The organism is Rhabdothermincola sediminis (genome assembly GCF_014805525.1).
GTDB lineage: Bacteria > Actinomycetota > Acidimicrobiia > Acidimicrobiales > Acidimicrobilacustridaceae > Rhabdothermincola > Rhabdothermincola sediminis.
In genome coordinates this window covers 82,518-95,102 of the sequence record NZ_JACFSZ010000003.1, presented here as the reverse complement: position 1 = coordinate 95,102, position 12,585 = coordinate 82,518, and the positions used below count along the sequence as shown (strand labels likewise).

Here is a 12,585-nt window from a genome sequence, read left to right as displayed (position 1 = left end):
CAACCAACCCGAGGAGAAACAACTAGTGCGCAAGTTCTTGCTATTTGGCGGCGCGGCCTTCGTCGTCGCGAGTTCATTGGTCGTGAGCCCCGCCACGGCCGGCGCCCAGAGTGCCGTGCTCACCGTCGTGAAGGAGGTGCAGGGCACCGCCCCGGCCGACGCCGTGTTCGAGATCGTGGTCGACTGCACCTTGTTGGCCAACGGGCCGGCGGGCCGTCCGCAGGGCGAGGTCGATCCCATTGGCATCCTCTTTGAGTTCGGGCCGGAGGGTGGTGAGGGGGACCTGCCGATCCTGGGACCGGTGGAGTGCACGATCGTCGAGGTCGACGACGGCGGCGCCGACCAGGTGATCGGGGGGAACCAGACGATCGTGATCGACCAGCTCGTGGACCGGACGGTCACGGTCACGAACGTGTTCGGCGAGCAGCCCACGACGACCACGACGACGCTCGCCACCACCACCACCACGTCGGCTGCTGCCACCTGGGTCACCACTGCTCCCCGGTTCACCGGCTGATCCGGCCTGTCCCGACGATTTCGTCGCGTGCCGCCCACCCCTCTAGGGTCGGGCGGCACGCACCGTTTTCGCCCCGAGTCGTCCGGGAGGCAACCCGATGCGCAACCCCAAGGACTTCTTCCGGCCGCTGGCCGTCGGCGCCCCGGCCCCCCCGCGGGAGATCCCGTTCCGGCCGTCGCGGATGATCCACTTCTTCGACCCGAGCAACGACAAGATGGTCGCCAAGCTGCCCGACATGGTGGGCAAGGCCGACGTGCTGCTCGGCAACCTCGAGGACGCCATCGCCGCCGACCGCAAGGAAGCCGCCCGGGAGGGCCTGGTGCGGGTCGGAAAGGAGATCGACTTCGGCGAGACCCAGTTCTGGACCCGCATCAACAGCCTCGACTCGCCCTGGGTGCTCGACGACCTGCTCAGGATCGTGCCCGAGATCGGTGACCGCCTGGATGTCATCATGATCCCGAAGGTGGAGGGTGCCGAGGACATCCACTACGCCGATCGGCTCCTCGCCCAGCTCGAGGCGAAGGCGGGCCTCGACCGCCCGCTGCTGTTGCACGCCATCCTCGAGACCGCCCGGGGGGTGGCCAACGTCGAGGAGATCTGCGCCGCCAGCCCCCGGATGCAAGGGCTTTCGCTCGGGCCGGCCGACCTCGCCGCAGACCGGCGGATGAAGACCACCCGGGTGGGTGGCGGCCACCCCGGGTACCTGGTGCGCGAGGACCCGGACCCCGAGGACCCGGAGGCGCCACGGGCCACCTTCCAGCAGGACCTGTGGCACTACACCGTGGCCCGGATGGTGGACGCCTGCGTGACGAACGGGATCTACCCCTACTACGGCCCGTTCGGCGACATTCGCGACACCGTCGCCTGTGAGGACCAGTTCCGCAACGCTTTTCTGCTCGGCTGCGTGGGGGCCTGGAGCCTGCACCCGGTGCAGATCGACATCGCCAAGAGGGTGTTCTCCCCGGACCCGGCCGACGTGGCCTGGGCCAAGCGGGTCATCGAGGCGATGGGCGACGGCACGGGGGCGGTCATGATCGACGGCAAGATGCAGGACGATGCCACCGTCAAGCAGTGCCGGGTGATGGTCGACCTGGCGACCGCCCTCGCAGCACGGGACCCCGAGCTGGCCGCCGCCTACGAGCTCTGAGAGGTGACCGCGATGTCCGACGACCTGCGCCCCCGCCGTTCCGTGCTCTACATGCCCGGGGCCAACGAACGCGCCCTGGAGAAGGCCAAGACCCTTCCTGCCGACGCGTTGATCCTCGATCTGGAGGATGCGGTCGCGCCTGACGCGAAAGCCGAGGCCCGTGATCGGGTGTGCGCGGCGGCGGCTTCCGGCGAGTACGGCTCGCGCGAGATCACGATTCGGGTCAACGGGCTCGACACGCGCTGGCATGCCGACGACGTGCGGGCGGCTGCGCAGGCGGGCCCGGACGCGGTGGTGGTGCCGAAGATCAACTCCGCCGCCGACGTGGCCGCGGTCGAAAAGGCGCTCGAGGCCGCTGGTGCACCCGACCGCACCAGGATCTGGGCCATGGTTGAGACGCCCGTGGCCATGCTCCATGCGGAGGAGATCGCGACCGCCTCGGAGCGCTTGGCCGTGTTGGTGATGGGCACCAACGACCTAGCCAAGGAGCTGCACGCCGAGCACGTGCCCGGGCGTCAACCGTTGCTGACCGGCCTCGGGCTGTGCCTGCTCGCGGCCCGGGCGGCGGGCAAGGCCATCCTCGACGGTGTCTACAACGACATCGGCAACGAGGAGGGCTTCGCGGCCGAGTGCCGACAGGGGCGCCAGATGGGCTTCGACGGCAAGACCCTCATCCACCCGTCGCAGCTCGAGCCCTGCAACCGGATCTTCGCCCCGAGCGAGGACGAGATCGCCGCGGCTCGAGCGATCATCGCCGCGTTCGAGGAAGCCGAGCGTGAGGGGCGCGGGGTGGTGACCGTGAACGGTCGCATGGTGGAGAACCTCCACGTGGAGCAGGCCCGCCGGACCTTGGCGGTGGCGGACGCCATCGCCGCCATGGGCTGATCCCTCAGGCCGAGACCCCTCGGGTCCTGATCACGTCGACCCGGCAGTCGATGCCGGTGGCGCTTGCCAGTCGACGGTCGAGCGTGACCAGGGTGGCGCCGAGCACCTCGGCCAGCGCGACGTACATCGCGTCCCAGCCTCGCACGTTGGCTCGCAGGTCCCACGCCCGGTCCAGCAGGCTGCGGTGCCCGTAGCGCTCGCCCGGCCAGGTGCGCAGCGCGTCGACCGCCAGCGAGGCGGCAGTCGGGTCCAGCGCGCCGCGGAGGTGGTCACGGCGGATGATGCCGAGTACCTCCACGTCGATCACATGGGGCGCAGCATGCTCTTCGTCGGCTGCCAGCCGCGCTCGCACCGGCCCGGCCGCTGCGGTGGCGGCGACGACGGCGTAGAGGCAGGAGGCGTCAACGACGATCATCCGGCCAGGAGCCGCGCGTCTCGTCGAGAGCCTCGATGATGTCGTCTGCGGTCACCTCGTTCGGCCGGCGATGGCTGCGGGCCAACCACTCCGAGACCGTGGGGCGCGCTGCCAGCCTGGTGGCCTCCCGCCGGAGCAGCTCGGGCACGCTGGTACCCGCTTCGGCGGCCCGCCGGCTCAGCGCCGCATAGACCTCGTCGTCGAGGTCCCGTATCTGCACCGTTCGAGGCACCATCGCATCATAACATGCAAGTCTGCATGAACGATGGCCGGACCCGCCGGTCGTGGTTCAGGTGTGATCCCTCACGGGTGATCCCTCACGAGGCGGCATCGACCAGGCGGCGGGCGATGACCTTCAGGCAGAGCGTCTCGTCCGCCCCTTCGAAGATCGACAGCACCCGGGCATCGACGAAGTAGCGGCTCACGTCGTATTCCTCCGCGTAGCCGAACCCGCCGTGGATCTGCATCGCCTCCCGGGTCACCCACTCGGCGGCCTTGCACACGTAGGCCTTCACCATCGACGCCTCGAGCTGGCCCTCGCCCCGGGCCATCAGCCTGGCCACCTGGTAGGCGAACTGGCGGCCGGCTTGGATCATGAACGCCATGCGGCCGAGCTTGGCCCGGGTGAGCTGGTAGTCGACGATGGGCTGGCCGAAGACCACCCGGTCCTTCGCGTACTGCAAAGCGGCCTCATAGGCGGCTTGCATCACCCCGACGGCGCGGGCCGCGGTCTGCAGGCGCCCGTTCTCGAAGCCGGCCATCTGGTAGTAGAAGCCCTTGCCGAGCCCGGCCTCCAGCCCGACCTGGTTGCGGGCCTCGACGAACCAGCCGTCGAAAGCGATCTCGTAGGAGTGCATCCCTCGGTAGCCGATGGTGTCGATGGGGCGGCCCTCCATCTTGCCGCCGCCCTCCTGCTCGAACACGAAGCCGTGCCCGTCGCCGACCGGTTTGGGCACCACGAACATCGACAGGCCCCGGTGGGTCTTGGAGCGGTCCGGATCGGTGCGGGCCAGCAGCATCAGCACGTTGGCCCGGGCCCCGAACGTGCACCAGGTCTTCACCCCGTTGATGAGCCACCCGTCGCGATCGGGGCCATCGTTGACCCGGGTGGCGGTCACCTTGATGCCGGCCACGTCGGAGCCATAGTCGGGCTCGGTCACCGCCACCGCCGCCATCGCCTCGGCCGTGGCCAGCTTGGGCAGCCACTCGCGCTTCTGCTCCTCGGTGCCGCCGGCGAGCAGGGCGCGGGTGAGGATCTCCGGCCGGGTGATCAGCGACCCGCCGGCGCCAAGCGAACCGCGCGAGAGCTCCTCGGTCGCCACCACCATCCCGATGTACTCGCTCTCGCCGCCCATCGAGTAGCCGCCGTACTCCTCGGGGATCGACAGGCCGAAGCCGCCCATCTCGGCCAGGCCCTCGATGATCTCCTCGGGGATGTCCGCGTTCTGCCGGTGGATGTGCTCGGCGATGGGGCGCAGCTTGTCCTCCGCGAAGCGCCGGAACGTGTCCTGGACCAGCTCGAAGTCGGGATCGAGGTGGCGCGGCCCGGGCTCCTCCGCCAGGGACGCCACGAACGCCGGGTCCCGGTAGGCGCGCAGGAAGTCCCGGGTGTCGTCGAGGGCCGCCGGCGAGATCCCCCATTCGCCCTCCCGGCCGAGGACCTTCGCCCCGATCTCGGCCACCGCGTCGGCGATGTACGCGCAGGCCAGGCGGGCCTCCGCATCACCCCGGGCGCCGTAGTCGAGCATGGCCCGACCGGTCTCGACGGCCGCGGCGGCGTGCGCCAGGTCGTAGGCGACGACCTGGTGGTCGTCGATCGAGCTGATGGCCAGGTGGCGGGTGGCCTGCTCGACCAGGTCGCCAGCGGCGTCGATCACGGCCTTGGCCGCGGTGAGGTCAGCAGCTGCGGTCATGAGCGCAGGTTACCCGTGGGTAAGTCGGCCCTCCCATTCCGATCCCGGTACCCGGAGACCGGTGTCGGACGCGGGGCGCCGGGCGATAGCTCGAGCGGGGAGACGTTCCGAAGGCTGTCGGCGATCGAGGAGGGCAGGATGGGGGTGTGCCCTACCCACCCGGGGGCGTACAGCACCGGCACGTGCCGGTCGTGCCTGGGTGAGTTCTGCGGGGTCTGCCTGGTCTACAGCTACGGCGGATCCAAGGCCCCGTTCTGCGTCCGCTGCGCCCTGAGCGCGGCCGCCGCTGCGGATGGGTCCCCGCACGATCCCGGCCAGCCCAGCGCGCTCAGCGCTTGACGCCGCTCGGCGGCAGGTCGTCGGGCACGAGCGAGCTGCGTAGCTGGGCTTGCAGATCCCGGCGCGCCGCCGGATCACGCAGCCAACGCTCGAGCTCGTCGGCTGGGATCGGGCGGCTCACGACGTAGCCCTGAGCCCGATCGCAACCGAGATCGGCCAGCATCCTCAACGCGGTGCGGTCCTCCACCCCTTCGGCCACCACCATCAGGCCCAGGTTGTGGCTGAGGTCGATCGTCGAGCGGACGATGGTGAGATCGCTCTCGTCGCGAGCCATGGTGCCCACGAACGAGCGGTCGATCTTGAGCTGGTCGATCGGCAGGTTCTTCAGGTAGGCGAGCGATGAGTACCCCGTGCCGAAGTCGTCGATGCTGGTGGTGGAGCCGAGCGCCTTGATCCGCCCCAGCACCTCCATGGCCAACAGCGGATCGTCCATGAGCTCGCTCTCGGTGATCTCCAGCTGGAGTCGGTCGGCGGCGAGGCCGGAGGCGGTGAGCAGATCCGACAGCCACGGCACCAGATCGGGGTCGTAGAGGTTGCGCACCGACAGGTTGACCGCCACGGACAGCTCGAGACCCGCGCCGGCCCAGGACTGTGCCTGGCGCACGGCGTGCTCGAGCACCCAGCGGGTGAGTGCGTGGATGGTGCCTGACACCTCGGCCAGCTCGATGAACTCGCCGGGGGGCATGAGGCCGAACTCCGGGTGCTGCCAGCGCACGAGTGCCTCGGCACTGCGCACCTCTCCCGTGCACAGATCGACGACCGGTTGGTAGTGGAGGACCAGCTCGTCGTCGTCGATCGCCCGGCGCAGCTCGCCGAGCAGCGCGAGGCGCCGGATGCTCGACTGGTCGTGCTCGGGTGCGTACATGGCGATGCCACCGCCTCCCCGTTTGGCGGTGTACATCGCCACGTCGGCCCGCTGCGCGAGCGTCTCGGCGTCGGTGCCGTGGGCGGGCGCCAGCGCGATCCCGATGCTCGCGCTGGTCTGCACGCTGATCCCGCCGAGCCGGAAGGGGCGCTCGAGCGCCTCCCGGATGCGCTGCGCGACATCGACGGCGCCCTGCTCGCTGGCGCCGAACGTCATCAGCACCGCGAACTCGTCCCCGCCGAGCCGGGCGATCGTGTCGACGTCGCGCAGCACCCCTTGGAGTCGCCGGCTCATCTCGATGAGCAGCCGGTCCCCGTGGTCGTGCCCGAGGGCGTCGTTGACCTCCTTGAACTGGTCGAGGTCCATCATGAGCAGAGCGACGGGCTCACCACTCACCTCGGCGTGCTGGAGCGCCTGGCGGAGGCGGTCGTTGAGCAACGTGCGGTTCGGCAGCCCGGTCAGGCCGTCGTGGAGCGCCTGGCGGCGAAGCACCTCGGCGGCCATCGCCCGCTCGGTCACGTCCTGCAGGGTCAGACCGACCGCATGGCCCGGCAGGGGGAAGGCGTGGGCCGCGTACACCTTCTTGGAGGTGCCGAGCTTGAAGTCGTCCACCATCCAACCTTCGTCGAGGCGGATCACGTCGAGCAGGTTGTCCATCAGCACGTCGGCGTCCGGCAGCCGGATCACCTCGCGGAACCGCCGACCTACGGATGCTGTCGGGTGGACCCCGGTGATCATCGAGGCCTCGGGGTTCACGGCGATCAGGGTGAGCGACTCATCGTCATCAGGGTCCGCCAGCCGGAACACGAACAGCGCCAGCCGGATGCGCTCCACAAGGTTCATGAGCTGATCGACCTGCTCCTGGGCCTCCTTCCGATCGGTGACGTCCAGCAGCACCCCGCGCACGTGCACCGCGCGCCCCTCACCGTCGGTCTCGACCCGCATGCGGTCGTGGACGTGGACCACCCGGCCGTCGGCCGCGATCATCCGGTATTCCAGTTCGCGGTTCTGGCCCTTGCGGATGGCCTCCCGGTAGGCCTTGGCGGCCTCGAAGCGGTCGTCGGGATGGACCGTCCGGCCCCAGAACCCGGGGCGCCGCCAGTCGCTGACCGGGTAGCCGAAGATCTCCTCTGCCCGGCGGTTCACGTACAGCCTGGAGGGGTTCCGGCTGACCTGCTCCCAGACCACCGCGTCGATGCCCCCCATGAGCTCCGCGTACCGGTGGCGCACCCGTCGCTCGACCTCCGACACGCTGCCGACGACGATGATGATGAAGGCGCCGGCGACGAGGTAGATGAGGTAGACGGGCACCGCGTCCTCGGGCTGCGCGATGGTCATCACCACGCCGGTGCCGATGGCACCGACGAGCGCCGCCTGGGCGGCCACCCGCCGGCCGAAGGCCACGGCGCTGGTGGCGGCCACCGCCAGCATGACCACGAGCAGGGGGACCGTGAGCTCGGGGGCGAAGGCGATGATGCCGACGGCGACGACCTGGTCGGTGTAGGCGACGGTGTTCGGCAGCACACCGCGGCGCCGGAGGAGCACGTCGTACACGGCGTTGTACGGGATGACCAGGAAGATGGCGATGGCGGCCAGCCACCAGTGCTTGGGGCCCGCGGCCGGGGTGGTCGCCAGCAGCGCGGCGGCGGCGACCGCCGCGTAGCGGGCACGGATCACCATGCGCCACAGCTCGATCTGGCGGTCACGGGCCTCGAAGAAGGCCGTGTCGGACGACCATCCCTCCTCGCTCGCCGCTCCGCCCATCCTCCTTCTCATCGGCACGACCAGCAGGCTGCTGAACGAAATGGGAGAGGAGACGAGGGTCACGAGCCGCAATGGCCCGCGGCCGGAGACGTGCCTTACGCTCGGGCGTCCCGAACCGACCGTCCGATCCGCCGAGGTGACATCCGTGACCGTGCTCGATCGCCCATTCGGCCGCTACTTCGAGGAGTTCGAGGTCGGTGACGTCTACCGGCACTGGCCCGGCAAGACGATCACCGAGTACGACGACCACCTCTTCTGCATGCTCACGATGAACCACCACCCACTGCACACCAACGAGTGGTTCGCCGAGCACGAGACGGTGCACGGGCGCAACGTGGTGGTGGGCAACCTCGTCTACTCCCTGGTGCTCGGGATGAGCGTCCCGGACGTGAGCGGGTCAGCGGTGGCGAACCTCGAGATCGAGACCCTGAAGCATGCCAAGCCGACGTTCCACGGTGACACCATCTACGCGGTGACCCGGGTCCTCGAGAAGAAGGAGACCTCGGACGGCAAGCGTGGTGTGGTCAAGGTGGAGACCAAGGGCATCAACCAGCGTGGTGAAGAGGTCTGCTACTTCATCCGCAAGGTGATGGTCTGGAAGCAGGCATTCGCACCTCCCCGGAAGCTGCCCTACGACGACACCGTCTTCGAGTGACACCGCGCATCGGGTGGCGCACCCGGAGTTGACCGCGAGCCCGCTCCCCGCGCCGGCGCGCCGGCGCCTGCTGCGCTGGGGTGATCGGTGGCGCCGTGATCTGCCCTGGCGTCGCACCCGCGATCCGTGGGCGGTCCTGGTATCGGAGCTGATGCTGCAGCAGACGCAGGTGTCCCGTGTCATCCCCCGCTATGCGGCGTTCCTGTCTCGGTTCCCCACGGCTAAGGCGTGCGCGGCAGCCGAGGTGGGTGAGGTCGTGCGGGCGTGGGCCGGGCTCGGGTACAACCGCCGAGCGGTCAGCTTGCATCGCGCCGCCACCATCGTTGAGCACGAGCACGGCGGTGAGGTTCCCGACCGCGTCGAGGCCCTTCTCGGGCTGCCCGGTGTCGGCCCCTACACCGCCAGGGCGGTGATGGCGTTCGCGTTCGAACGTGACGTCGGCGTGGTGGACACGAACGTGGCCCGGGTCCTGGCCCGGCTGGCCGGTCGGCCGCTCGACCGAGCCGAGGTCCAGAACCTCGCGGACCGGGCGGTGCCGCGCGGGGCGGGGTGGCGATGGAACCAGGCGATGCTCGACCTCGGTGCCACCGTGTGCACCAGCCGCCGCCCTCGCTGCGACGCCTGCCCGGTTCGAGCCACCTGTTGCTGGCAGGGTCGTGGAGGCACTTCGCCCGACCCGGCGAGGGGGTCCGCCGGGGTTTCGGTGCCGCAGTCCCGCTTCGAGGGCTCGGATCGTCAAGGCCGCGGCCGGCTGGTCCACGCGCTGCGCGAGCAGGGGGTGGTGGAGCCGTCCGATATCGCCGCGGTCGCGGGGTGGCCCGGTGACCATCAGCGCGCGGCGCGGGTGGTGGCGTCGCTCGTGCGCGACGGGCTGGCGCTGGTGGACTCCGCGGGTCGCGTGCGGCTGCCGACCGTCCCGCCCGTGACCGGCAGGCCTACGCGGTGAGGAAGTCCACGATCGACCGGTTGACCCGCTGGGGCGCCTCGTACTGGAGGAAGTGGCCGGCGCCTTCCACCAGCTCCACCCGGGAACCCTCCCCGGGAAGCGCGGCGGCGAGGGTCGAGACGTCAGGGCAGGGCATGCAGCCGTCGTCGGTGCCGTGCAGGTACAGCACCGGGATGCTCGGGGTCTGGAAGCTGGCGGCCTGGACGTCGGCGATGGCCGGGTCCTGACCGATACCGCCGAGCGTCTGGCGGTAGTAGGAGAGCGCGGCGGTGAGATTGGCCGGATCTCGCAGCGCGTCCTTCACTCGTGTCAGGTGCGGCCCGGCGTCCAGTCCGGGCGACCAGTCCGCCCACAGGCGCTCGATGAAGGCCAGGTCGTTCATGGCCACCGCCACGTCCGACAGGGGGTTGCAGAAGAAGAACTGGTACCAGAACCGGTGCTTGAGGTTGTCGTAGTCGAGCAGGGCGGGGCCCATGACCGAGGCGGGCGGCACGCTCGCCGCGACGGCCCGCCGCCATCGGCCAGGCTCGTGAACGGTGGCCCCGTAGGTGGCCAGTGCCCCCCAGTCGTGCCCGATGAGCACGGCCGTGTCGTCACCGCCGAGGGCCTCGTGCAGGGCGATGGCGTCGAGGGCCAGCACACCCGTCTGGTAGCGGCCGTCGGCCGCGACGGAGCTGGGCGCGTACCCACGCATGAACGGCGCCACGGCCCGGAAGCCGGCCGCGGCCAGGTCCGTGAGCAGCGGCTCCCACCCCCAGGCGGTGTCCGGGAAGCCGTGCAGGCACAGGGCGAGCGGCCCATCCCCGGCTTCGAGATGGACGAAGTCGATGCCGTTGGCCCGGACCCGTCCCTGGATGATCTCGGTCATGACCTGGTGACCCTACCGGCCATTCAGACCGTGTTGAGAAACATGTCACTTTTCGGGACAGCCGGCGGGGTCGATGACTAGCGTGGATGGCACTTTCAGAGGGGTCTTCGCTGCGTCGGTACCGGGGGGTGAACCGTCGTTGAACGTGACGTTCCACGGCGTGCGTGGTTCGACACCGTGCTCGTGTGAGGCGAACAGGCGCCACGGGGGCAACACGGCGTGCGTCGCGCTGGAGACCGCCGACAGCGACCCCATCGTCTTCGACCTGGGTACCGGCTTCCGCTTTTTCGGTGAGACTCAGACGGATGACGGCTCGTTCCGAGCGCACGCCCTCGTCACCCACCTCCACTGGGACCACGTGCAGGGGCTGCCGTTCTGCGTCCCCCTCAACCGCTCCGGAGCCCGGCTCGACGTCTACGGTCCTCCGCAGGACGGTATCTCCGTCGCCGAGGCCTTCGAGGAGTTCATGCGGCCGCCGTACTTCCCCGTGCGGGTCGGGGACCTCATCGGCGACATCGAGTTCCACACCATCGACGCCGACGACCTGGCGATCGGCGACGCCAAGGTGCGGGCGCGCTACGTGCCGCACATCGGTCCCACGTTCGGTTACCGGGTGGAGCTGGCCGGAGCGACCGTCGCCTATCTCAGTGACCACCAGCAGCCGCTCGACGGCAGCTTCGAGGTCGCGCCGGAGGTGCTGGAGCTGGCCGACGGGGTCGACCTGCTCATCCACGATGCCCAGTACACCGACGAGGAGTGGGCGCTGAAGTCCCACTGGGGCCACTGCACCGTCGACTACGCGCTCCACGTGGCCCGCGAAGCGGGTGTGCGGCGCCTGGCCCTCTTCCACCACGACCCCGCGCACTCCGACGAGGTGATCGACGGGTTCATGCCCGTGGTGCGTGAACAGGCCGATCGCCTCGGGATCGAGGAGGTCCTCGCGGCCTGGGAGGGTCTCACCATCACGCTGGGGCGGGTCACCGCCGCCGCTCGGTGACCTGCTCGGTGTCGGAGCCCCCGAGCACCTTCGCCAACGAACCGTTCAGCCCGCCGCGGTCGTGGGCCGCGTATCGGTGAACAGTTCGCCGGGGGTGATGGGTGTGAGCGAACCGTTCAGCCCGGCGCGGTTCGTGACCGCGTGCCGGTGAACAGTTCGGGGGTAGTGTCCGCGGCCGTGAGCGACATCACCGACGACAGCACCACCTTCGACGCGGCCAAGTTCCGACAGGTCCTCGGCCACTTCCCGACCGGGGTCACCGTGATCACGGCGATGAGCGAGGGCACGGCGGTCGGCTTGGCCGTCGGCTCCTTCGCTTCGCTGTCGCTGGAACCGCCGCAAGTGCTGTTCTGCGCCGGGAAGCAGTCCTCGAGCTGGCCCAAGATCCGCGCCGCTGGTGCGTTCTGCGTGAACGTGCTCGCCGACGACCAAGAGGACGTGTGCCGGGTGTTCGCCAGCAAGGCTCCCGACAAGTTCGCCGAGATCGGCTGGAAGCGCTCGGGTAACGGGTCGCCCCTGCTGGAGGGAGCCCTGGCCTACATCGACTGCACGATCGGCGACGTCGTCGCATCCGGTGACCACGACATCGTGATCGGCGCCGTGCAGGACCTCGACGTGCTGCACGAGGGCGGTCCGCTGATCTTCTATCGCGGCGGGTACGGCCGGTTCACGGTCTGATGATCTACGCGCTGGGCGACCAGGTCCCCGAGATCCACCCCGAGGCCTACGTGCATCCCGATGCCGTGGTGATCGGCAACGTGGTGCTCGGCCCGGAGGCCTCGGTGTGGCCGGGTGCGGTGCTGCGCGGCGACGACGGGTGGATCCACATCGGGGCCCGCACCTCGGTGCAGGACGGCTCGGTGCTGCACTGCACGGCCGAGCTGCCCACGATCGTGGGCGACGACTGCGTGATCGGCCACATCGTCCACCTGGAGGGCTGCACGGTGGAGGACCGAGCCCTGGTGGGCAACGGCGCGGTGGTCCTGCATCGTGCCGTCGTGCGCTCCGGCGCCCTCGTGGGGTCCAACGCCGTGGTGCCGGCTGGCATGGAGGTGCCCTCGGGGGCGATGGCCCTCGGCGTCCCCGCCAGGATCCGGGAGAACTCGGTGACCCCGGAGATGATCTCCGGGCCCGCGTGGTCCTACGTGCAACGAGCAGCCCGCTACCGGCGGGAGCTGCGCCGCGTCGAGCAGTTGCCTTGATCGGCGGCCGGCGGCGCCGGAGTCACCGGGCTCCACGTCGCCGGGACCCCGGGAGCGAGCGACCGGCTCGGA

13 protein-coding genes are annotated in these 12,585 nt (G+C 70.0%); 8 read left to right on the top strand and 5 right to left on the bottom strand.

Annotation, left to right across the window (positions count from 1 at the left end):
* Positions 1 to 25: 25 nt before the first annotated feature.
* From HZF19_RS03290 to HZF19_RS03280, 3 genes are all read left to right on the top strand, one after another.
* Complete coding sequence (locus HZF19_RS03290; protein ID WP_208027320.1) at positions 26 to 517, top strand: hypothetical protein; 492 nt, start codon at positions 26 to 28, stop codon at positions 515 to 517.
* A 97-nt stretch (positions 518 to 614) separates the two neighbouring features.
* Positions 615 to 1,664, top strand: a complete 1,050-nt coding sequence (locus HZF19_RS03285; protein WP_208027319.1) for an HpcH/HpaI aldolase/citrate lyase family protein — start codon at positions 615 to 617, stop codon at positions 1,662 to 1,664.
* A gap of 12 nt (positions 1,665 to 1,676) precedes the next feature.
* Complete coding sequence (locus HZF19_RS03280) at positions 1,677 to 2,549, top strand: HpcH/HpaI aldolase/citrate lyase family protein (RefSeq protein ID WP_208027318.1); 873 nt, start codon at positions 1,677 to 1,679, stop codon at positions 2,547 to 2,549.
* A gap of 4 nt (positions 2,550 to 2,553) precedes the next feature.
* Here the strand turns inward: HZF19_RS03280 and HZF19_RS03275 are convergent, their stop codons facing one another.
* From HZF19_RS03275 to HZF19_RS03260, 4 genes are all read right to left on the bottom strand, one after another.
* Positions 2,554 to 2,964, bottom strand: a complete 411-nt coding sequence (locus HZF19_RS03275) for a type II toxin-antitoxin system VapC family toxin (RefSeq protein ID WP_208027317.1) — start codon at positions 2,962 to 2,964, stop codon at positions 2,554 to 2,556.
* The gene (locus HZF19_RS03270; RefSeq protein ID WP_208027316.1) at positions 2,951 to 3,184 is read right to left on the bottom strand and encodes a FitA-like ribbon-helix-helix domain-containing protein; all 234 of its coding nucleotides are present in this window, start codon (positions 3,182 to 3,184) and stop codon (positions 2,951 to 2,953) included. Before HZF19_RS03270 ends, HZF19_RS03275 begins: the two co-directional genes overlap by 14 nt.
* Positions 3,185 to 3,281: 97 nt before the next feature.
* Complete coding sequence (locus HZF19_RS03265; RefSeq protein WP_208027315.1) at positions 3,282 to 4,877, bottom strand: acyl-CoA dehydrogenase family protein; 1,596 nt, start codon at positions 4,875 to 4,877, stop codon at positions 3,282 to 3,284.
* A gap of 328 nt (positions 4,878 to 5,205) precedes the next feature.
* Positions 5,206 to 7,857 (bottom strand): putative bifunctional diguanylate cyclase/phosphodiesterase, encoded by a 2,652-nt coding sequence (locus HZF19_RS03260; protein ID WP_208027314.1) that lies wholly within the window; start codon positions 7,855 to 7,857, stop codon positions 5,206 to 5,208.
* A 133-nt stretch (positions 7,858 to 7,990) separates the two neighbouring features.
* Here HZF19_RS03260 and HZF19_RS03255 point away from each other — a divergent pair, with 133 nt between their 5' ends.
* Positions 7,991 to 8,500 (top strand): MaoC family dehydratase, encoded by a 510-nt coding sequence (locus HZF19_RS03255; protein WP_208027313.1) that lies wholly within the window; start codon positions 7,991 to 7,993, stop codon positions 8,498 to 8,500.
* Between the two features lie 28 nt (positions 8,501 to 8,528).
* Entirely contained in the window at positions 8,529 to 9,446 is a 918-nt protein-coding gene (locus tag HZF19_RS03250) for an HhH-GPD family protein (RefSeq protein WP_235979264.1), read from the top strand.
* Here HZF19_RS03250 and HZF19_RS03245 read toward each other — a convergent pair.
* Positions 9,436 to 10,314, bottom strand: a complete 879-nt coding sequence (locus HZF19_RS03245; RefSeq protein WP_208027312.1) for an alpha/beta fold hydrolase — start codon at positions 10,312 to 10,314, stop codon at positions 9,436 to 9,438. The two genes, HZF19_RS03250 and HZF19_RS03245, sit on opposite strands and share 11 nt — an antisense overlap.
* A 145-nt stretch (positions 10,315 to 10,459) precedes the next feature.
* Here HZF19_RS03245 and HZF19_RS03240 point away from each other — a divergent pair, with 145 nt between their 5' ends.
* The 3 genes from HZF19_RS03240 (at position 10,460) to HZF19_RS03230 (ending at position 12,513) form a co-directional block, all read left to right on the top strand.
* Entirely contained in the window at positions 10,460 to 11,311 is an 852-nt protein-coding gene (locus tag HZF19_RS03240) for an MBL fold metallo-hydrolase (protein WP_208027311.1), read from the top strand.
* A 177-nt stretch (positions 11,312 to 11,488) separates the two neighbouring features.
* Positions 11,489 to 11,989 carry a flavin reductase family protein gene (locus tag HZF19_RS03235; RefSeq protein WP_208027310.1) on the top strand — a complete coding sequence of 167 codons (501 nt, stop codon included), beginning with the start codon at positions 11,489 to 11,491 and terminating at the stop codon, positions 11,987 to 11,989.
* Positions 11,986 to 12,513 (top strand): gamma carbonic anhydrase family protein, encoded by a 528-nt coding sequence (locus tag HZF19_RS03230; protein WP_208027454.1) that lies wholly within the window; start codon positions 11,986 to 11,988, stop codon positions 12,511 to 12,513. Before HZF19_RS03235 ends, HZF19_RS03230 begins: the two co-directional genes overlap by 4 nt.
* Positions 12,514 to 12,585 lie beyond the last annotated feature (72 nt).

What these genes read in the sequence shown, in the direction of transcription:
- HZF19_RS03285 (WP_208027319.1), top strand. Translation starts at nt 615, where the DNA reads ATGCGCAACCCCAAGGACTTCTTCCGGCCGCTGGCCGTCGGCGCCCCG.
- HZF19_RS03280 (WP_208027318.1), top strand. Translation starts at nt 1,677, where the DNA reads ATGTCCGACGACCTGCGCCCCCGCCGTTCCGTGCTCTACATGCCCGGG.
- HZF19_RS03275 (WP_208027317.1), bottom strand. Translation starts at nt 2,964, where the DNA reads ATGATCGTCGTTGACGCCTCCTGCCTCTACGCCGTCGTCGCCGCCACC.
- HZF19_RS03265 (WP_208027315.1), bottom strand. Translation starts at nt 4,877, where the DNA reads ATGACCGCAGCTGCTGACCTCACCGCGGCCAAGGCCGTGATCGACGCC.
- HZF19_RS03260 (WP_208027314.1), bottom strand. Translation starts at nt 7,857, where the DNA reads ATGAGAAGGAGGATGGGCGGAGCGGCGAGCGAGGAGGGATGGTCGTCC.
- HZF19_RS03245 (WP_208027312.1), bottom strand. Translation starts at nt 10,314, where the DNA reads ATGACCGAGATCATCCAGGGACGGGTCCGGGCCAACGGCATCGACTTC.